This window comes from Rhodococcus sp. T2V, from assembly GCF_029269925.1.
Lineage (GTDB): Bacteria > Actinomycetota > Actinomycetes > Mycobacteriales > Mycobacteriaceae > Rhodococcus_F > Rhodococcus_F koreensis.
Genome location: NZ_JARJBD010000062.1, coordinates 24,767 through 44,133, shown reverse-complemented (window position 1 = coordinate 44,133; position 19,367 = coordinate 24,767). Strand labels below are relative to the sequence as shown.

The following is a 19,367-nucleotide window of genomic DNA, read 5'->3' as shown; positions in this document are numbered from 1 at the left end:
TACTACTAGAGCACCCACCCCCACCCCCGCTAACCGATCTCACCTCCTCTCAGGAGACGGCGAGCGTCCTTTCGCGGGGCCTCGGCTGGGGCGTACGACCTGGCTCACGCACAGCCAGCCCGAGTACCCCCACGACCACCAGCACGGCACCCGGAACGAGGAACCACAGAGTCAGGGCAGTCGTCGCCGTGTGGGAGGTGGGAATACTGGCCGCCAATTGGAAGCTCCCGACGTTGCTTTCGATCCCACCGACGAGTCCCTGGAAGCGGGGGAGCACGGTGTCGAGCGCTCCGACGCCGGTGGCCACGTCGGGGAAACTCTGCGCCATGAAGTTCTGGAACTGAGCCGGGTCCATCTTCAACGCTGCCGCGAGCGCTGGGAGTGTCTGCTCTTGCAGTTGGTCGGACATATCTTGAATGACGTTCATGTCGGCGCGCACGGCAGCCGCGCCCTCGGCGGTGAAGACCGTCGCGAACGCTCCCGTGAGCTCGTCGGTCGCATGAGCTTTCTGCGGAACGGATAGCAGGAGAGGAGCAATGATGAAGACCGCGCCGACAGCTGTGGCTGTGAGCAGCGCTGCATGCGCAAGCGATGTCCGCCGCTGGTCACCCCGGACGATCAACGCTCCGCCGGCTACCAGGAACAGGACCGCCCCTGGAACGTAGAACAGAAACGGCACCGTCGTGCTGGGCAGAAAGTTCGTCGGTATCTGATCGGCGCTACGGAAGTTCGGTGCCTGCGTCTCCAGCCCGGTCACCAGCGCCTGGAACTTGGGCAGGATCGTGTCGAGCTGACTGATACCGCTGGTGACCTGTGGAAAGTTCTCGCCCATGTAACTCTGAAACTGTTCGGGCGTCATCGCCAGCGCATTGGGGAGGGCGGGCAGTGTCTCGGTTTGGAGTTGATCGGCCATCGCCTGGATCGTGTCCATGTCGGTGCGCGTCTGCGCGAGTGCTGCCGGTTCGAAACTGGTACGCAAGCTTCCCGTGAGCTCTTCCACGCCTTCGGTCTTGGGCAGCATGCTGGTGACGAGGGGGAAAAGGAACAGCAGCAAACCCAGTGCGGCTATCACCCCCAGAGTGAACTTCTTCGCTGGCATCATCATTTTCCCGTTCTTTGAGTTCTGCTCCGCAGCAACCCTTTTAAGTCCGGTAGTGTGCGGATTCAGTGCCGCACAGATTGCGTCAGATGAGATGCGTAGCGGCGTACTTCGACGGTACGGCATCCGCCGGATTTCGCGTATCAGTTGCCTGCGGGGAAGTGCAGTATTTCTGCTGTTCTGGCGGCGGCGGCGCCGTCGTGACGGTCGACCACCTCCAGCGCAGTGCAGGAGTACCCCCCGTTCGCGTACTCGCGGGGTGTGACCGCGTACCGTCGCTTGAACTCTGTGATGAAGTGAGACGAGCTCGAATAACCCACGGCGCGGGCAACTTCGCTGACCTTGAGGCCGGACCCGGTGAGCAGTATGCGCCGAGCAGCGTCGAGTCGCTCGGATTTGAGGAACTGGTAGGGACTCACGCCGATCGTCGTCCGGAATGTGTGCGCAAAGGCCGACTCGCTGAGCTGAACCTCCCGCGCGATGTCGCTGACGGTGATCGATTCGGTGAGGTGAGACCTGATGTACGCGATCGCCGCCCGGCTGGGGTCGGTGTCGGACTCGCGTGAGGCCACCTCCAGCGGATCCCGGCAGCAGCCGATCTGCAGCAGGCGATACACGATCTCCTGCAAACAGATCGGTGCGAGCACTCTCTCGTCCAGTTCGCCATCGAGTGCGCGAAGAAGCCGGAGAACGGAGTGGAGCAGCCGTACGCCCACAGCGAAGGTGCCGCTGCACTGATTGTCACTGATTCGGCCGCGGGGGGTGATCGGCGCGGCCGATGCATCACTGACCAGGACATCTGTCGAGATGCGGCGGATGATCGCCGAATCGATCTGCAGAAACAGTGCGAGGAAGGGACTGTCGGCGGACGCGGCGAGCACTTCCACCGCCGGGCACAGACGGTCCGTGAAGACAACCCCCTGGAGGGGGTCGCAACGGTGTGTGGTGCGATCGACTTCCACGGCCAGACGACCCTGGGCGACGAGCCCGAAGGTGATGCCCTGGGCCGGCTCCCACAGATAGGGTCCCGGCGCGTCGAACCGGCAGACGGTCAGCCCGGGCCGCACCTCCCGGGCCCCGGCCCCGTCCGCCCAGCAGTTCAGTTCGACGAGCAGTTCCTCCATCGGCATCGTCTGAGTCACGCTGTCCACGACTGCGCCTTTCGTCCGAAGCGGTAGGTGATTCGGCGCGGTCACATCCGATCCGACAGGCGGCGGGCGGCGAGCTGAATTGCCTCCCACACCGTCGCGAACGGTGGGGCATACGAGAGATCCATCGCGGCGAGGTCGTCGACGCTCATCTCGCCCCACAACACCGCGGCGGCGGTGTCGATCCTCTTGGCCGATTGCGCCCCGCCCACGATCTGCACGCCCAGCAACCGGCGGGTGCGACGATCGGCAATGATCTTGGTGGCGATCGGTGAGCGTTCGGGCATATATCCACTCGCTGTGCCGCCGACGGTGACCAGCGACTCCACCTCGAATCCGGCTTCGGTCGCCTCCCGGGTGCCGAGACCGGTGCGGGCGACCTCCACGTGAGTGCCGGCGGAGATGAAGCGGGTGATGGCGGTGCCCAGAACACCGGGAAACTCGTGCGATCCGCCGACCGTGTTGTACCCGCAGATGCGACCCTGCTTGTTCGCGTGAGTGCCCAGGGGCGCAAGGACATACTTCCCCCGGATCCGGTCGATGACCTCGCAACAGTCTCCGGCAGCCCAGACGCCCGCGGCGACCTCCTGCCGCTCGTTGGGCAAGTATCCGCCGCGTTCACCGATGGGCAGCCCGGCGGCCACACCGAGTTCGGTGGCCGGGCGCACGCCGAGTCCGAGGACGACGACGTCGGTGGGGTAGACCTGTCCGTTGCTGCCGGTGACCGACCGAACGTGGCCACCGACGCTGTCGATCTCGGCGACCGTGGTGTTGGTGACGACGTCGACGCCGCCGGCTTGGACGGTCTCGCGGACCCGCTCACTCATATCGCTGTCGAGACTGCTCATCACAGCACTGCGGGTCAGGAGGGTGGTGCTGAATCCGCGTTGCACCATCGCTTCGGCCATTTCGACGCCGATGTACCCGCCGCCCACCACCACCGCGCGGCGGCGAGTCGCTGTGTCACCGCCAGGTGAGGGGCGTGAGACGAGATCGAGCCAGTGCCGGGCGTGGTCGAGGCTCTTGACCGGGTGCACGCCCCCCACCAGTTCGCCCTCCGCGGTCACTGCCCAGTCCGGGATGATCGGATGGGCACCGGTGGCGAGGACCAGTTTGTCGAAGCGCACCACCTCCTGCGCACCTCCGGTGTTGTGGGCATAGGTGACCGTGCGAGTGTCGAGGTCGATGTGTGTTGCGGTGACGTTCATCCGGAGGTCCACCCCCATCGCCCGATGCTTCTCGGGCGTGCGAGCGCTCAATTCGTCGGTGGTGCCGACCGTCCCGGCCACCAGGTACGGGATGCCGCAGGCAGAGTACGAGGTGTCGGAGGTCTTCTCGAGGGCGATCACGTCGACGTCGCGTCCCGCTGCTTTCGCGCTGCGCAACGCCTGATGGGCGGCGCTCATCCCCGCGGCGTCGGCGCCGATGACGACGATCTGTTCGCGTGGTTTCGGTGGGACCGCCGTACTCATCGCATCTCCGTCATGTTCGTGCATCGGGCAACCGCCCATTCGATGGTGTCGGCGGCCAGGTGTGTGCCACTGAGCGCGTCGATCTCGCGGATTCCTGTCGGGCTGGTTACGTTCACTTCGGTAAGCCTGTCTCCGATGATGTCGATTCCGACGAACACGAGTCCGCGCCTGACGAGCTCGGGTCCGAGGGTGGTGCAGATTTCACGATCGCGGGGGCTCACGGTGTCGGGCACGACCCGCGCACCGGTGGCCATGTTGCACCGGAATTCGTCGCCGCCGCCGCTGTCGACGAGGCGACGGACGGATCCGATCGGCTGACCGTCGAGGACGATCACGCGACGGTCTCCCTCGGTCTCCGCCTCGGGAATGAACTGCTGGATGACCACGTGCTGCTCGCCGCGGACGGTGGCGGTGTCGAGGATCGAGTGCAGGTTCGGGTCATCCGGTCGCAGCAGCATGATGCCGCGCCCGGCCATGCCGTCGGTGGGTTTGAGAACGGCGGTGCCCCAGGAATGTACGGCGGCGCTTATCTCGTCTCTGTCCGCGGAGACGAGGGTTGGGGGACCCAATTCGGGCATCCGCAGGGCGAACAACTTTTCGTTCGCATCACGCAGTCCAGCGGGGGAATTGATCAGCAGCGTCTTGCCGGGGTCGACCAGGTCGAGGATGAAGGTGGCGCGCAGATAGTTGGCGTCGACCGGGGGGTCGGTCCGCATGAAGATCGCCGCTACCTCGTCGAGAAGGAGCCGGCGGGGCGCACCACTGGTGTACCAGTCGGTGTCGGCGATCCACTTGTTCTCACTCAGGACCGCTGGGCGTAGCGTCACCTCCCGGCAACGGGCGAAGGCGCGCCCGCGGTCGATGCCGAGCTCACCGATGGTCGTGGTCAGCACGCGGTGGCCGGCCAACTGCGCCTCCTCCATCAACGCGATGGTGGTGTCGTGCGCAGGTACCAGTGAGGCGAGGGGATCGGTGATGAACACGAAGTCCAACCGAAGCCCGGACCGGGCCTGCGGGTCGCTGAGCACCGGGATCATGGCGCAACCTCGGTCCCGCGATGCGCCGACTCTCCTGTCCATGCGGCCGGTACCAGGCCGCTGTGCATGGCGCTTTGCGGTCCCTGTTCGCGGGCGGCGACTCCGAACCGGGTGCGGTCGTCGGCGGAGTCGTCCCCCCAGATCGCGGCGTAGCCGTCGCGATGGCGACGAGCGTCGAAGACCCTGTCGAGGTCGGCGAGGGTGTGCCAATGGACGATGGTGAGCACCGGTCCCAGCGGTTCACGTGAGTGCGTCAGTGCCGCTGCCGTCGCCTTCGAGGTCGCATCGCCGAGGTCGACGACCGTGGTGGGCAACCGCCACCCCATTCGATGCCTGACGTCATCGGGAATCGTTCCCCCCAGCAGCACCCGTCCGCCGCCGGCAGCCAACTGATCGATCCGGTCGAAGGCTCGCCGCCGGATGGGTTCGGTGGGCAGGGGAGCGGCCCGATTCTTGGACAGGGCCAGCTGGCCCAGAATCGCGGCGATGGCATCCTTGGCGACGTCGCGGTGCACGGCGACGGTGTGCAGACCAAAAGGCCCGCCCGCGTTGTGGACCCGCACTGCTTCTGCGATGTCGGAGGCCATCGTCGCGAACTTGTCTTCCCCGAGTCCGGGGTAGACGATCGCGGCGTTGCCGCCGCCGGTCAGGGTTCGCAGGGGCACATGTGTCCGATGCTCGGCTCGGCTGGCCCGGCTGAGGGTGGACTCGTTCGCCCGCACATGCAGCGTCTGAAGCGCGGGACTACTGATGAGCGCGGCGCCCACATCCACTCCGGTGCCCTGCACGATATTGAGTACGCCGGCGGGAAACCCCAGCTGGTCTGCGATGAACGCGACCGCCACCGGCGACAGGGGGCCGCGCAGTGACGGCTTCACGACGACGGTGTTTCCGGCCGCCAGCGCCGGAAACACATTCAAGAGCATCTCCGCGAACGGTGCCCCCCAGGACAATACGTGCCCGGAGATGCCTGCGGGCGTGGGACGTGGATGCAGAACCTCCCGGGTGAGGGTCGCCCGGGCGATCCTCAATGTCGATTCGATCGTGGCCAGGGAATCGTCGTATCCGAGACCTGTCTCGGTCGACTGCAGGCGCGCCAGGTCGGGGGCCGCCTCGGCGAGCCGGTGCAGCAGCAGGGCCAACAGCTGGTCCCGGGTCTGTAGCTCGGACCAGGGCCCCGACAGCGCGTCACGCGCGGCCGCGATCGCCCGATCGACGTCGAATCGAGACGAGAGGGGAACAACCGCGGTGATCGTGCTGTCGGAGGGGTTCCGAATCTCGTACTCGTAGGGCGCGGCCGGGAACACCCACCTTCCGTCGATGAGGTTGCGTGCGTAGTGCTCATCGGTCGGTAGTTCGATGGTTTCCAGCAACATGATGGATCCTTCCGAGTTCGAGAGGGGTACTGCGTTCAGGCGATGAAACGGTCGAAGAACAGCCGGTCCGCGGACGCACCGCGCTCGCGCACCAGCGCTCGCAACGCCGCGTCGACCATTCCGGCGGGACCGGCGAGATAGATGTCGTGCTCACTGAGATCGGACCAGTCTTCGGCGACGTGGTCGATCACCCGCCCGACCCGGGACGCGACAAACATGTCCCACCCCGATGGCTCGTTGCCGGCGAAGTCGGGATCTTCGACCGAGACGGCGACACGGGCACCCAGTTCGTTCAAGCGGGCCAGCCGATCGAGGAGAACGATGTCGCCGGCCATCCGCGCACCGATATACAGATCCACCGGCCGCGCCCGGTTCTCGAGGAGAAGTTCCTCGGTGATCGCGAGGATCGGTGCCAGACCGGTGCCGCCCGCGATGCACACCGCTGGACGCTCGGACCCCAATTGTGCGTACGCACGCCCATAGGGTCCTTCGACCAGGATGTCCTCGCCCACCTGGACCTTTTCGAAGAGCCAACTCGATGCGGCCCCGCCGGGCTTGGCGCGGATGATGAATTCCACGGTGGTCGAGCCGGCACCGTCGGCGGGATGCGCCATCGAGTAGGCCCGCCGCACCCCGTCCGGTGATTCCAGCAGCATGAACTGCCCGGGCAGGAAGTCGATGGGTGCGCTGAAGTCGAGAGTGAACAGCGCGGTATCGGGGGTCAGCGCTTCCCGGCCCAGGAGTCGGGACGTCACCCGCTCGGGCACAGCCTCCCGGTTCGCAGTCGGTTCGTCGAGTATCGGTGCCTTGACTGTGCAGTTGGCCGTCGGAACCGATTGGCACATCAGGATCCGATTGCCGCGCCGGCGATCACGTTCGGAGAGCCCGGCGGCGTCGGGCCAGAGGGACTTGACCTTCCCCTCCACGAGTTGCGCGCGGCAACTGCCGCATCCACCGCTGGCGCATTCGTAGGGCAGGGCGAGCCCGGCCCGGAGGCCGGCCCGAAGAAGTGTCTCTTCGGGCCCGCACGTCACCGGGTCGTCGTACCCACGGAAGTTCACTGTGACAGTCATGGTCTCAGATCTCAATCGGATTCGGCCCGCAGACCGAGAAGCTCGAGGTACGAGTGCCAGTCCTCGCGGACCGCGGCGGCAATCTCGTCCGCCGACGCTCCACTCGGTGACGCGACAATCTGGGCGCCGGCGTCGATCATCTCGTGCCCGCGTGCGGCCCATTCACTCAGATGCCCCTGAAGCACGTCGAGGTTCCCTGGATCGGCGGCGACGAGGAACTCGACCAAGGCCGCCGACCAGCGCTGACTCCGCAGGCTGTCCCGCCACAGGTTCTCCAGAATCAACGCGTCCAGTCGCGCTCCGACACGCGCGGTCTGACGCCCGAGCTGGACCAGGAAAAGCTGATCCGCGATCGCCTTGGTCACCAGATTGGTTGCGACGAACGCTCGGTCCCAATCGAATTCCACGAGGGCCCATTCGAATGCGGCCCGAATCGGCTGCCAGTCGGGGCGCTCGGTCCAGAATTCCTTCTCCGCGGTGCCGAAGCCGCGTTCGGGATACGTCAGCTTCAGCTGGGTCGTGCGGTATGCGGTCAGCTGCACCCGGCGGAGCTGGTCCGCGGTCTGGAAGGCGGCACAGTTGGCGACATAGCTACTGATCGCGAGCTGCTGAACGTAGGCGGACAACATCTGCTGGCTGTGCGCCACGTACCGCGTCGGGGTCAGTGCCCGCACCAGCAAGGTCAATGCCTCATCCGAGAGCGACTCGTCGGCGCCGTCGCTGTCGAACTGGGCGATCAAGTTCTCGACATAGGTCTCCTGATCGTCCTGATCGGCAACATAACTGCCGTAGGTGACGGTATCGGGATCCCTGAAGGCGTCCCAGTCGGCGACCGTCAATTTCATTGAGTCCCGGTGTTCGCGCAACCACACGTTTCCGTGGACGTCGGGCCCCATCTCGAGCGGAACGGCCCCGGTGGTGTGGTTCATGTTGTGCGTGAGCACTTCGTACTCGGTGGGTCGTCGCCCGAGATTGCCGAACGCACTCCAGGTCTTGAGCCCGCGCGAACGGGACCGCGGTGCCTTGTTGGTCATGACTTCTCCTGTCCCGAATTCTGGTAGAACCAGACGTATTCACCGGTGCGAGTCTTCAGGCGACCCTTGAACGAGGGCATATCGATCTCGAGCGCGGCCAGTTGATAGCTCTGGCCGAAGTGCTTTTCCAAGCTCGACTGCGTCAGACGGCACGCTCCGCGTGTGTGGATGCGGACGTAGTCCTCACGGTCGAGTACCAGCACGTCCTGTCCCGGGTTGTCCTCCTCGATCGCATCGATCACCGCCTCCGCCAGGTTGCCGGCCCGGATGACCGGACCCACCAGGTCGGGGGACGACTCGTCCGAGGCATCCATGTCGACAATGGTCATGAGTGTGAACTCCTACGGTCAGTGATGCGCCGCGGCCGGCGACTTGAGACGAACTTGAATGACCCCGTCCACGATGCGGACGTCGTGCTTGTGCAGACAGGTATCGCGGGGATTGACCCCGGCACCGGTCAGTGCGTCGAACTGCCACTCGTGGGCGCGGCAGGTCACGACACCGTTCTCGAATTCCCCCTCGACCAGCGAGATGCTCTGGTGTGGGCAGATTCCGTCGTAGGCGCGGACTTCACCGTTCACCTTCACCACGAGCACTTCGTCGTCTCCGACGTCGAACGATTCCATCTCGTCGTCCCACAGCTCGTCCTCGGCGACCAGGTCGACGAAGTCGTTGTCGGGATCGTCAGCCATCGGAGCTCACCTGCTCTCGGAAGCGGACGTCGACCCATTGCAGCGGTGGAATCGTGCGGGTGCCGAGCAGCTCGCCCAGGGTGGCGTCGGCGGTCATCACGGTGCCGTCGACGAGCACGTCGTATCCGGGGCTCACCTTGGGTTTGGGGACCCGCCGGCCCACCGAATGCAACGCGACCTTGCGGGCGATCTGATCCCAGGTGTCGTCGGTGTCCACGGCCACGAGGTGTGGGACGAAATCGCCGACGAAACGGCCGGTGATGGGAAAGGGTGCCATGTCAGTTCTCCTTGGCGATCGAGTGAAGCCCGAACTCAGATCGAGATCGGTTCGCGGTCAACGGATTCCTCCACCGGTGCGGGCTTCGCCGGGAGGTAGTCCTTCGCCCAGGCGTAGTCGTACACGTCGTCGCCCATCACGTCCGGCGTCAGCCCCATGTAGAGCAGCCCACCGGCGAGGTCGGCCGGGAGGATCTGGCCGTCGATGAAGCGGTCGATGAAGTTCTGGTGGCCGGCGTAGCGCTCGGGGTCCTGCTCGAAGCACCACTTGGAGATCTCGGAATCGAAGTGGTACAGCCGACCCTTGTAGGTCATGCTGTGGTCGGCGAGATCGTGCCGGGAGAACGCCGACCCCAACGGCAGCTGGGTGAGGTTGCACAACGCCGGCAACGTGTCCGGCAGCGTGTTCTCGATCCGATCATCGTTGACGTTCTGGATGATCTCGTCCCACATCACACCCCAGTTCTCTTCCCAGGTGGGGTACTTCTCCCGCAGCCATTCGCGCTCGTCCTTGGAGACACCGGCATTGGGCTTCCAGAACAGCGTGGGGCGCCAGAACCAGGTCCCGATGTGCATGGCGTGATGGCCGTTCTCGAGCGAGTACAGGAACTGATCCCAGTACCAGGGCTTCTTCAGCCCGTAGTCCTCGAGGATCCGTTCGTGGTGGTTGACGATCCACTCGAGCATGAACTCCTTGAAGCTCATCTTGCGCTGATCGAGGGGCGTGTAGTAGTCCATCGCCGGCCCGGTCAACGTCTGGAACAGCCGGGTGGACCGCCAGAAGGCGACGTCGAGGGCCTTCTGCGCCCGGACGGGGTCGTGCTCCATCAGGATGGCCAGGGTGGGAAATCCCTGCTGAGCGTGACGTGCCTCATCGGTTTGGATGGAGGACAACAGGTTCGACCAGTTGATGTCGCCCGCGGCCATCGCGTCGGCGGCCAGCGCGACGAACTGGATGTTGGTGAAACCGTGTTCGACGGTCAGGCTCGTCGCCAAGGCGGCCTCGACGCAGTCGGCGTTGAGCATCGCATCGTCGAAGAAGTTCTTCACCGCCAGGACACCCCACTCGTTGGTGTGGAACGCCTTCTGCGACCAGTCGAAACGCGGATCCTGCTTGAGCAGGTCGTGGGAGAAGCGCAGATCGAGCTGGGTGTGGCGGGTCTCGTCGAGCATTCCGAAGACCCCGAGATTACGCCAGCGCGGGGTCGGCGCGAACCGGCAGAATCGGCTCTGCATGGTCACCGCCATGTGCTCGACCATGCACGTGGTGCCCATGTGCAGATGCGACGCCGCGACGTGCGCGGGATCGAGCTTTTCGTAGATGCCGGCGCGCACCAGGGCGCTGCTGACGGCCTTGACACCCGACTCCTTCTCCCGCTGGATCCGGACGTAGTCGCGGTACGACACCCGGAAGGGTTCGTCCCACTGGTCCCAGGCCTCCTTCGGTACGTCTCCCGTACCGCTCCAACTCGTGGGGAACGCCACCGCCGGATCGACGTAGCTCAGTTCCCAGTCGAGGTCTCGCGAGGTGTCGTACCAATCGTCCCGGTTCAGTAACATGTCGTGCGCCTTCCATTGTGACGGTATGGGCGGTGGTCTTCTGGATGGTTCGGATCCGCGGTCATCGTTTGACCCGCAGCACTCGGTAGTTGGTGTACTCGAGGACACCGTGGATGGACTGTTCGACACCGAGGCCGGACTGCTTGACTCCTCCGAACGGCACATCGGAGGAGAGCATCGGGTGCTGGTTGACCCAGACCGTGCCCGCGTCGACCCGTTCGGCGACCTCGGTGGCGCGCTGTTCGTCGGAGGACCACACCGAGGCGCCGAGCGCGAGGTCGGAGTCGTTGGCCCGTGCGATCACATCGTCGATGTCGGTGTAGGTCAGGATCGGCAGGACCGGGCCGAACTGTTCCTCGCGGACCAGCGGCACGCTGTCGTCGACCCCACGCACCAAGGTGACCGGGTGGAAGTAGCCGGGCCCCTCGGGCACCTCGCCGCGGAAGTACACGTCCGCGCCGCGGTTGACCGCATCATCGACGTAGCCACGCACCTTGGCGAACTGGGCGGCGTTCTGGACCGGGCCCATGTCGATTCCGTCGTCGAGCCCGTTGCCCACCTTCACGTCCTTGGCGACCTCGGCGAGTGCCTCTTCGATCGCGGGGGCGAGGTGCTCGGGCACGTAGAGGCGCTTGAGGCCCGCGCAGACCTGACCGCAGTTCGACAGGGCGCCCCAATACAGATCCGCCGCGATCGAGGCCACGTCGACGTCGTCGAGGACGATGCCGGGATCGTTACCGCCGAGTTCGAGGGTCAGCCGCTTGAGGGTCGGGCCGGCGCCCGCCATGATCGACTTCCCCGCACGTTCGGACCCGGTGAAGGTGATCTTGTCGATCCCGGTGTGAGCGGTCATTGCCCGGCCGAGATCGTCGCCGCCGCTGAGCACCTGGAGAACACCCGGGGGGAGGATCTGTTGCGCGAGCTCACCCAGGCGCAGGGTGGCCACCGGAGTCAGCGGTGAGGGTTTGACGATGATCGGATTGCCGGTGACCAGGGCCGGGCCGATCTTCCACAACGCCAGCAGGAGCGGGTAGTTCCAGGCGGTGATGCCTCCGACGACACCGACCGGCGCGCGATGCACCTCGATCAGCTCGTCATCGTCGTCCCGGATGACCTCGACGGGAAGGTCCCAGCTCGCGTACCGGGCGAGGCCACGAAGCCCCGACTCGATCTCGCCGGCGGCCTTGGCCAACGGCTTTCCCTGTTCGAGGGTCACCAGACGGGCGAGTTCGTCGATGTTGGCACGGACGTGGTCGACGAGTTCGAGGACGATGCTCTGCCGAGTGGTCAGGTCCTTGCCCGACCAGTACCGCGCGGCGCGCCGGGCCGCGGCGACCGCGGTGTCGAGGTGCTCGGCCCCGGCATCGGGGACCTCCGCGAAGACCGACTCGGTGGCCGGATTGATCACCGGGATCACCGCTGCGGTGGTTGTGATCTGTCCGTCGATGGTCAGCCCAGGGGTGATGTGGGGCAAAGAATCTGCGGTGATACTCATGCTTGACTTCCTTCCGGGCGGAAGAGGGTCTTGAACTGTTCCGCGCTGTAGACGTGGTTTCGGGCCTTCTCCTCGCGCGGGTCGGAGATGCGGACCTTGGCGGCGGGTCGGGCAGAGATGCGGTCGGCCCACGCTTTGACGTTGGGGTAGTCGGCGACATCGACTCCGTGCCCGGCGGCCACCCGAGTCCAGGGGAAGGTCGCGATGTCCGCGATCGAGTACTCGCCGGCGAGGTAGTCGCGATCGGCGAGCCGGTCATCGAGGACGCGGTAGAGGCGTGCCACCTCGCCCGCGTAACGCTTTCGGGCGTACGGGTTGTCGATTCCCTGCTTGGGGGCGTGCGAGACGAAGTGGGCGGCTTGTCCTGCCATCGGTCCCTGGTTGGCGACCTGCCAGAACAGCCAGCACAGCACCTCCTGGCGGGCGATCGGATCCTCCGGGAGCAGGCGCCCGGTCTTCTCCGCCAGGTAGAGCAGGATGGCACCGGATTCGAAGATCGCCAAGCGCCGGCCACCGGGGCCATCGTGGTCCACGATGGCCGGCACTTTGCTGTTCGGATTGATCTCGACGTACTCCGATTCGAACTGATCGCCCTCACTGATGTCGGTCCAGACGATCTGGTAGTCAAGTCCCAGTTCCTCCAGTGCGATGAGCACCTTCCGCACATTGGGGCTGGTGTAGTAGTAGAGATCAATCATCGAACGATGCTCCAAGAGAGTCGATTACCGGCGGTCAGATGTCGTACTGCTTGCGGATGCGGTCCATGTAGTCCACGAGGTTGGCCTTGGACTGGACGTATCCGGTTCCGAGCCACTGCTGCGGCTGATCGGCGACGTGCCGCAGCGTCGAATACACCGAGGCATCGATCGAGTGCAGCTTGTCGCCGAGGAAGAAGGGCTTGTCGCCCAGGAAGTCGGACAGGGCATCGATGTCGGCCCGGAAGAACTGATCGACGACCTCCGCGCTGCGCCGGCCCATGCCCTGGCCATCGAACTCGGCGAGGATCCGGCCCCGGAATGCGTCCAGGCCTTCGCGGATCTCCGGGGTCACCTCGGCGCCCTGAACGATGAACGGGATGTAGGTTTCCCACCCGCTGTCCTCACGCCAGCGCGGCTGGATGATGCCGCTCCAGTACAGGTGCTCCTCGATCAGCCGGTTGAAGGCGAGTCCGAGAGCAAGCTCCTGCTTGCTCAGATCCGCATCGAGCTTGTCACCGTACTTGTTCTTCAGGTAGGCGATGATCGTGTTGGAGTCGCCGACCTTCGTTCCGTCGCTGTCGACGATGTACGGAAGCTTGCCGTGGGGCGAGTCCTGGTCGAGCGTCGCCAGGTCCTGCGTCTTGTGCTCGAACTCGACACCCGTGAACGTCAGGTAGTTCACTACCTTCGTGACGTACGGGCTGATGTCCGGGATCCCCCAGGCGGGAACATATCCGTAAACGGTGATCATCGTGTGTGTCGTCCTTCGGTCTCGATGGGATGGATATTCACTGGCAACCAGGGTGCGATCGGTTGCTCACCACTGCAGGAAGGTTCCGTCCGAATGCTGGAACCGGCCCGAGTTCTCGGGTGTGAGGTTGTCGATGTTCTTGATCAGCCCGGCGGCGGCCTGTTCCGGGGTGATGTAGGTGTGCTCGCCGGGGAAATCCTTCGTCAGATCGGTGGCAACCATCCCCGGATGGAGCATCAGCACGCTGATCCCGTTCTTGGACAGGTCGTGGTGCAGGTTCAGTCCGGCCATGTTGGCGGCGGCCTTGGAGATCCGGTAGCTGTACATCCCGCCGGAGGTGTTGTCTCCGAGGGATCCCACCCGGCTGGTGACGATGCCGACCTTTCCGCCCTCGTTGAGCAACGGGCGCAGTGCCTCGATCGTGCGCAGCGGTCCGAGGGTGTTGATCTCGATCTGTTTGCGGACCAGGTCGTAGTCGATCGCGCCCAGTTCGTCGAGCCACATGACCCCGGCAACATGGATCAGGGCGTCCAGTTCGGTACCCGCTTCCGCGAGCCGTGATGCGAGTGCCTCGACCGATTCCTGCGATGTGACATCGACGTTCGGCTCGACGGTGATGCCGTCATTGGTGAGATCGGCACCGGCGAACAGGCAGGCCGCGATGACGTTGTCGCCGCGCTCGTGCAACTGGCGGACGATCGAATGTGCGATGCCCTTGTCGGCACCGACGACCAATACAGTGGACACTGTCCAGCACTTCCTTTCAGGCCAGGACGCCGGCGGTGGCGTCCTGTTCGGTTCCGATGACCTTTTCCGCAGCGAGCGAGGCGATTTCGTCGTTGCTGTAGCCGATCTCCGCGAGGATCTCGGTGTTGTGCTGGCCGAGCAGGGGCGCACCCCTCGGCGCATCCGGGACTGTTCCCAGGAACCGGGCGGCCACCCGCGCCTGCCGCAGACGCCCGGCTACGGGGTGCTCGGATTCGACGATGATCTCGGAGGCCTTGACCTGCGGGTGTTCGATGACCTCGGAGCGCTTGAGGATGGGCGCGGCGGGTACGTCGAACTCGTCGAGCAGTGCCAACCACTCGGCGGAGGTCTTGTCGAGCAGCACCGATTGGATCAGTTCCAGACGCTCATTGATGTGCGCCGACCGACCCACCGGTGTGGAGAACCGCTCGTCCTCGATCCACTCGGGGTGACCGAGCGCTTTGCACATGCTCTGCCACTCGCCGTTGCTGTTCGTGGCGACGGTGATGTAGCCGTCCGCGGTCTGGTAGATCAAGTCGATGAAGCTGCCGCCCTTCGCCAGCGGCACGGGCTGGTCCGGGAAGGTGTAGGCGCCCATGTCCGATGCCCACAGGAACGAGAGCACCGCCTCGAGCATCGACAGCCGAATGTGCTGCCCCTCGCCGGTGCGTTCGCGTGCGAACAGAGCGGCCGAAAGTGCTTGGGAGGCAACAATGGCGCTGAGTTTGTCGGGAAGAATCGTGCGGATCAGGCGGGGGCGCTCCTCGTCGGACCCCGCCTGGACGGTGGTCAGGCCGGTCAGGGCCTGGATCAGCGAATCGTAGACCCGCTGGCCGGAGGCGGGGCCGCGTTCGCCGAATCCGCTCATGGAGAGGTAGATGAGTTTCGAGTTCAGTGGGGCAAGGTCGTCGTAGCCGATGCCGAGGCGCTCGACGACGCCCGGCCGGAAGTTCTGTACGACGACGTCGGCGGTGGCGACCAGCTTCTTCAGCACCGCAACGCCCTCCGGCGTCTTCAGGTCGAGGGTCAGCGACCGCTTCGACCTGTTGACGTTGACGAACATGGCCGACATGTCGCCGGAGCGGTTGGGCAGCGAGCGTACGTGATCGCCTTTGCCGGGCACCTCAACCTTGATGACGTCCGCGCCCTGGTCGCCGAGGATGTCCGTGGCCCAGGGGCCCGACATCATCGAGCACAGGTCGACGATCTTGATTCCGGTCATTGGGCCGCTCATGAATAGCGCCTTTCGCCTGGTAGAAGACAGTTTTGCGAGGTGTCGATCGACACAAACTGGGGCTTGTTGTGACGTGCTTCACTCCATACTATGGAGATATCTCTTGCTCGTCAATTGTTTCGCCGTGAAATGTTTCGTGGCTATAGTACCGACGACGAAAGGACCAGGTGACATGACCTGTTCTCGCCCTACCCTGACAACTCAGAGGGCATACGAGGTCGCCCGCGAGGCCTTCGAACCCTGTGGGGTGGACCTCGTCGGAGTCGAGGTCGAGTGGCCAGTACACAAGCGCGGCAGCCTCTCTCGCCCGAACTTCGCCGATTTCCTGCCCATCATGAACCGCCCGCTGCCGAACGGCAGCCGCATCACGATCGAGCCGGGCGGGCAGATCGAACTGTCCGGTCCGCCGCTCGAATCCGGGCCGGCCACCCTGCGCGCAATCGACGAAGACACCGCGATTCTTCACCATCGGCTCAGGGCGCACGGCCTGATCCCGACCGACCTCGCCGTCGACGACCGCCGACCCCCGCACCGGATACTCGACCTTCCCCGATACCGGGCGATGGAAAGCTTCTACGCGCACCGCGGCAGGGAGGGGACCTGGATGATGACGAACACCGCATCGGTGCAGGTCAACATCAGTCATCATCCCGACGGCCGAAACGTGCGCTGGGTCATGGCGAACAAGATCGGCCCGTTGCTCATCGCAGCCTTCGCGAACTCTCCCGGGATCGGACCGGACGGAACCCGCTGGCAATCGCTTCGGCAAGCGATCTGGGGCGGCATCGACCCGAGCCGGACGGCACCGGTCCCGCTCAGCGACCGAGCCGAAATCGACTGGGCAAGATATGCTCTCGCAGCCGATGTGTTCTTCATCCGCGGCGGCGAGCTGGGCACGAGCGTCCCGCCGGGTCTGACCTTCGCCGACTGGATGACCATTGGGCACCCGGCGGGCTGGCCGAGCGAGGACGACCTTCGCTACCACCTGACGACACTCTTTCCCCCGATTCGCCCCCGTGGCTGGCTCGAATTCCGGATGATCGATGCGTTGGAGCCCCTATGCCGCTCCGCCGCGGTCCTGGTCGTCGCGACAGCAATGGACCGACGGGTCTGCGCGGAATTGGTCGACCTGCTCCCGGATACTCGGGACCTCTGGGTCACGGCCGCTCGTGACGGACTCAACCACCCGGTACTCCGGGACGCCGCAAAGCTCCTGCTCGGCGCGGTCGAGCTGCACCTACGCAGACACCCAACCCACTCTTCCGCCGCCGGGACAGTGGCGGCCTACATCGACCGCTACACCAAACATGGACTGGCCCCCGCGCACCTGCGCGGGGACATCGAAACCGACGCGTTCGCACGCCTCGACGATGCGGTCGTGGCGGCGCCGTGACCGATGCCTGCTGACTCGCCCGGGCAATGCCGCCCGGAGACCAATGTGACCCCGCACGATGCCACCTTCGCCCGGACTCCCACGCACGTCGACCAGATCGCAGAGGACTACCTGATCGCGTGCTGCGAACTCGATCCGGTGGACGCAACCCGCATCGGGGTGCGCGGCTTCGACGACCAGGTGACCGACTACTCACCCGACGGCATCGCCGACCGGGTACGCACCGCACGCGCGACCCGGCGGAGCCTGGAGGCGGCCGCGCCGGCGGACCCCATCGATACGGTCACCATCGCCGCCATGGTCGAGCGAATCGACTCGTTTCTCGCGCTCGCCGACGCGGACCTCCTCGTCGGCGAACTCAACGTGATCAGCTCACCCCTACAGAGCCTGCGTCGTGTCTTCGACCTGCAGCCCACAGAAACCGGCGACGACTGGCGGACCGTGGTGTCACGGCTATCGCACGTTCCTCGATCACTCGCCAGCTACACCGAGGGCCTGCGCGCGCGGCAGCGAACGGCACATCCCCACCCGATCCGTCAGATCGAATGCGGGATCGACCATGCCCGCATGTCTGCCGCCGCATTCGACACCCTGGTGCGCCGGGGACCGGCCGACGACTCAGCCCTGGGACGCGACCTCGCCAGGGCCGCCCACGCGGCGTCCCGGTCCTATCTCGCCCTGGCCGACATCCTCGAATCCGAATTCGCCCCGCACGCAGCGACCACGGACAGTGTCGGCAGGGAGGTCTACCGACTGAAGTCACGAAGCTTCCTCGGGACGAGCATCGACCTCGACGAAACCTACGCATGGGGGAGAGAAACCCTGAACTCCATCGTGGCCGAGCAGCAACGCACAGCTGATGCCCTTGCTCCCGGGGCCAGCGTACGCGGGGCGCTCGAGCTGCTGGACGCGAACCCGCGGTACACGCTGCACGGCACCGACGCCCTCCAGCGGTGGATGCAAGACCTCTCGGATCAGACCCTGGCCGAGCTGAAGGATTCGTACTTCACGATCCCGCGTGAGATCGAGCGACTCGAATGCCGCATCGCCCCGACCCGCACCGGTGGAATCTATTACACCGGACCGGACGAAGACCTCACCCGGCCCGGGCGCATGTGGTGGTCGGTCCCCGCAGGAGTCGACCGCTTCCACACCTGGCACGAAACGTCCCGCGTGTTCCATGAAGGGGTCCCGGGCCATCACCTGCAGGTCGGCACCGCAATGGCGCGAAGGTACGAGCTCAACCGATGGCGGCGCCTGGCCAACTTCACCCCCGGCCACGGTGAGGGCTGGGCGCTGTACGCCGAGACTCTGGCCGCCGACCTCGGTCTGCTGGACGACCCGGCAGACCTACTGGGAATGCTCCAGTCGCAGCGTCTGCGCGCCGCCCGGGTGGTGATCGATATCGGCCTGCACTGCGCGCTGCCTGCCCCGAGTTCCCTGGGCGGAGGCCTCTGGGATCCCGGCAAGGCGTGGGTGTTTCTGGCCGAGCATTGCGTTCTGGACGAGATCAGTCGACGCCACGAACACGACCGCTACCTGGGATGGGCCGGCCAAGCGCCGTCCTACGCAGTCGGTCAGCGACTGTGGCAGCAGCTGCGCGACGACTACCTCCAGCGCAACCCTGAAGCGGATCTACGGCAATTTCACGACCGAACACTGGCAGTCGGCAGCGTAGGGATGGACGTACTGCGCCGAACCGTGCTCGGCGTCGACCCCGCCGGCGCGACTCAATCGGTCTCCAGCCCGTCCTCGGGATCTTCGAACTGAGCCAGGAGGAGCTTGAGCAGCCGGCGAAGATCGGCCTGGTCGTCGCCGTCCAGGGCGTCCAGGAGCCGTGACTCGTGATCCATCAGGTCGGAGACGACCTCGTCGACGAGTTGCACGCCCTTCTTCGTCAACTGCACGTCGACACGGCGCCGATCCTTCGGGTGGAAGCTCCGCTTGATCAGGCCGCTGCGCTCGAGTTTGTCCAGCCGGTTCGAGATCCCCCCGGGAGTGATCAGCGCCGCCTCGGAGAGGCGACCGGCCGTCATCCGGTACGGCTTTCCGGCGCGCCGGAGCATCGCGAGGACGTCGAGTGTCACCCGGTCGGTTCCGAGCTCGGTCAGCCGTTCGACACGTTCTCGCTCCAAATACCGCGCAATCCGCCAGATTCTGGTCACGATTCCCACCGAACTGACGTCCATGTCCGGGCGTTCACGCGCCCACGCCTGCTCGACGCGATCGACGCCGTCCTCGCCGATCGCGTCCGAACCCGCGTCGGAAATCTCAGCAGTCAT

19 protein-coding genes are annotated in these 19,367 nt (G+C 65.3%); 2 read left to right on the top strand and 17 right to left on the bottom strand.

The window, feature by feature from the left end; all coding sequences use genetic code 11:
* Positions 1-49: 49 nt before the first annotated feature.
* From P3H15_RS36430 to P3H15_RS36355, 16 genes are all read right to left on the bottom strand, one after another.
* Positions 50-1,105, bottom strand: a complete 1,056-nt coding sequence (locus P3H15_RS36430; RefSeq protein WP_276141688.1) for a hypothetical protein — start codon at positions 1,103-1,105, stop codon at positions 50-52.
* A gap of 137 nt (positions 1,106-1,242) precedes the next feature.
* Complete coding sequence (locus P3H15_RS36425; protein WP_276141687.1) at positions 1,243-2,250, bottom strand: AraC family transcriptional regulator; 1,008 nt, start codon at positions 2,248-2,250, stop codon at positions 1,243-1,245.
* Positions 2,251-2,291: 41 nt separating this feature from the next.
* Entirely contained in the window at positions 2,292-3,719 is a 1,428-nt protein-coding gene (locus P3H15_RS36420; RefSeq protein ID WP_276141686.1) for an FAD-dependent oxidoreductase, read from the bottom strand.
* Positions 3,716-4,756 (bottom strand): glutathione synthase, encoded by a 1,041-nt coding sequence (gshB, locus tag P3H15_RS36415; protein ID WP_276141685.1) that lies wholly within the window; start codon positions 4,754-4,756, stop codon positions 3,716-3,718. Before gshB ends, P3H15_RS36420 begins: the two co-directional genes overlap by 4 nt.
* Positions 4,753-6,132, bottom strand: a complete 1,380-nt coding sequence (locus P3H15_RS36410; RefSeq protein WP_276141684.1) for an aldehyde dehydrogenase family protein — start codon at positions 6,130-6,132, stop codon at positions 4,753-4,755. The genes gshB and P3H15_RS36410 overlap by 4 nt, the downstream gene beginning before the upstream one ends.
* Before the next feature lie 35 nt (positions 6,133-6,167).
* On the bottom strand, positions 6,168-7,205 hold the full coding sequence (gene isoF, locus P3H15_RS36405) for an isoprene monooxygenase reductase (RefSeq protein WP_276141683.1): 1,038 nt from the start codon (positions 7,203-7,205) through the stop codon (positions 6,168-6,170).
* Positions 7,206-7,216: 11 nt separating this feature from the next.
* Entirely contained in the window at positions 7,217-8,239 is a 1,023-nt protein-coding gene (gene isoE / locus P3H15_RS36400) for an isoprene monooxygenase oxygenase subunit beta (protein WP_276141682.1), read from the bottom strand.
* On the bottom strand, positions 8,236-8,568 hold the full coding sequence (isoD, locus tag P3H15_RS36395) for an isoprene monooxygenase effector protein (protein ID WP_276141681.1): 333 nt from the start codon (positions 8,566-8,568) through the stop codon (positions 8,236-8,238). The genes isoE and isoD overlap by 4 nt, the downstream gene beginning before the upstream one ends.
* Positions 8,569-8,586: 18 nt before the next feature.
* Entirely contained in the window at positions 8,587-8,931 is a 345-nt protein-coding gene (gene isoC, locus P3H15_RS36390; RefSeq protein WP_141468140.1) for an isoprene monooxygenase ferredoxin, read from the bottom strand.
* Positions 8,924-9,208, bottom strand: coding sequence for an isoprene monooxygenase oxygenase subunit gamma (gene isoB / locus P3H15_RS36385; RefSeq protein ID WP_276141680.1), 285 nt, complete (start codon positions 9,206-9,208; stop codon positions 8,924-8,926). Before isoB ends, isoC begins: the two co-directional genes overlap by 8 nt.
* Positions 9,209-9,243: 35 nt before the next feature.
* Entirely contained in the window at positions 9,244-10,767 is a 1,524-nt protein-coding gene (isoA, locus tag P3H15_RS36380) for an isoprene monooxygenase oxygenase subunit alpha (RefSeq protein ID WP_276141679.1), read from the bottom strand.
* Between the two features lie 61 nt (positions 10,768-10,828).
* On the bottom strand, positions 10,829-12,184 hold the full coding sequence (gene tadD, locus P3H15_RS36375) for a non-phosphorylative glyceraldehyde 3-phosphate dehydrogenase TadD (RefSeq protein ID WP_276141709.1): 1,356 nt from the start codon (positions 12,182-12,184) through the stop codon (positions 10,829-10,831).
* A 74-nt stretch (positions 12,185-12,258) separates the two neighbouring features.
* The gene (locus P3H15_RS36370) at positions 12,259-12,960 is read right to left on the bottom strand and encodes a glutathione S-transferase family protein (RefSeq protein WP_276141678.1); all 702 of its coding nucleotides are present in this window, start codon (positions 12,958-12,960) and stop codon (positions 12,259-12,261) included.
* Positions 12,961-12,994: 34 nt separating this feature from the next.
* Positions 12,995-13,711, bottom strand: a complete 717-nt coding sequence (locus P3H15_RS36365) for a glutathione S-transferase C-terminal domain-containing protein (protein ID WP_276141677.1) — start codon at positions 13,709-13,711, stop codon at positions 12,995-12,997.
* 66 nt (positions 13,712-13,777) lie between these two features.
* Entirely contained in the window at positions 13,778-14,458 is a 681-nt protein-coding gene (locus tag P3H15_RS36360) for an SDR family oxidoreductase (protein ID WP_276141676.1), read from the bottom strand.
* A 16-nt stretch (positions 14,459-14,474) separates the two neighbouring features.
* Positions 14,475-15,692, bottom strand: coding sequence for a CaiB/BaiF CoA-transferase family protein (locus P3H15_RS36355; protein WP_276141675.1), 1,218 nt, complete (start codon positions 15,690-15,692; stop codon positions 14,475-14,477).
* Positions 15,693-15,864: 172 nt separating this feature from the next.
* On the opposite strand from P3H15_RS36355, the gene P3H15_RS36350 reads away from it, so the two are divergent.
* Positions 15,865-17,085: a glutamate-cysteine ligase family protein gene (locus P3H15_RS36350; protein ID WP_276141674.1), complete on the top strand. Its 1,221-nt coding sequence runs from the start codon at positions 15,865-15,867 to the stop codon at positions 17,083-17,085.
* Positions 17,086-17,130: 45 nt separating this feature from the next.
* Entirely contained in the window at positions 17,131-18,855 is a 1,725-nt protein-coding gene (locus tag P3H15_RS36345) for a DUF885 domain-containing protein (RefSeq protein WP_276141673.1), read from the top strand.
* Here the strand turns inward: P3H15_RS36345 and P3H15_RS36340 are convergent.
* Positions 18,816-19,367, bottom strand: a complete 552-nt coding sequence (locus P3H15_RS36340) for a MarR family winged helix-turn-helix transcriptional regulator (protein WP_276141672.1) — start codon at positions 19,365-19,367, stop codon at positions 18,816-18,818. The two genes, P3H15_RS36345 and P3H15_RS36340, sit on opposite strands and share 40 nt — an antisense overlap.

What these genes read in the sequence shown, in the direction of transcription:
- P3H15_RS36365 (WP_276141677.1), bottom strand. Translation starts at nt 13,711, where the DNA reads ATGATCACCGTTTACGGATATGTTCCCGCCTGGGGGATCCCGGACATC.
- P3H15_RS36430 (WP_276141688.1), bottom strand. Translation starts at nt 1,105, where the DNA reads ATGATGATGCCAGCGAAGAAGTTCACTCTGGGGGTGATAGCCGCACTG.
- isoC (WP_141468140.1), bottom strand. Translation starts at nt 8,931, where the DNA reads ATGGCTGACGATCCCGACAACGACTTCGTCGACCTGGTCGCCGAGGAC.
- P3H15_RS36370 (WP_276141678.1), bottom strand. Translation starts at nt 12,960, where the DNA reads ATGATTGATCTCTACTACTACACCAGCCCCAATGTGCGGAAGGTGCTC.
- isoB (WP_276141680.1), bottom strand. Translation starts at nt 9,208, where the DNA reads ATGGCACCCTTTCCCATCACCGGCCGTTTCGTCGGCGATTTCGTCCCA.
- P3H15_RS36420 (WP_276141686.1), bottom strand. Translation starts at nt 3,719, where the DNA reads ATGAGTACGGCGGTCCCACCGAAACCACGCGAACAGATCGTCGTCATC.
- isoA (WP_276141679.1), bottom strand. Translation starts at nt 10,767, where the DNA reads ATGTTACTGAACCGGGACGATTGGTACGACACCTCGCGAGACCTCGAC.
- gshB (WP_276141685.1), bottom strand. Translation starts at nt 4,756, where the DNA reads ATGATCCCGGTGCTCAGCGACCCGCAGGCCCGGTCCGGGCTTCGGTTG.
- P3H15_RS36355 (WP_276141675.1), bottom strand. Translation starts at nt 15,692, where the DNA reads ATGAGCGGCCCAATGACCGGAATCAAGATCGTCGACCTGTGCTCGATG.
- isoF (WP_276141683.1), bottom strand. Translation starts at nt 7,205, where the DNA reads ATGACTGTCACAGTGAACTTCCGTGGGTACGACGACCCGGTGACGTGC.
- isoD (WP_276141681.1), bottom strand. Translation starts at nt 8,568, where the DNA reads ATGACCATTGTCGACATGGATGCCTCGGACGAGTCGTCCCCCGACCTG.
- P3H15_RS36340 (WP_276141672.1), bottom strand. Translation starts at nt 19,367, where the DNA reads ATGACTGCTGAGATTTCCGACGCGGGTTCGGACGCGATCGGCGAGGAC.
- isoE (WP_276141682.1), bottom strand. Translation starts at nt 8,239, where the DNA reads ATGACCAACAAGGCACCGCGGTCCCGTTCGCGCGGGCTCAAGACCTGG.
- P3H15_RS36410 (WP_276141684.1), bottom strand. Translation starts at nt 6,132, where the DNA reads ATGTTGCTGGAAACCATCGAACTACCGACCGATGAGCACTACGCACGC.
- P3H15_RS36350 (WP_276141674.1), top strand. Translation starts at nt 15,865, where the DNA reads ATGACCTGTTCTCGCCCTACCCTGACAACTCAGAGGGCATACGAGGTC.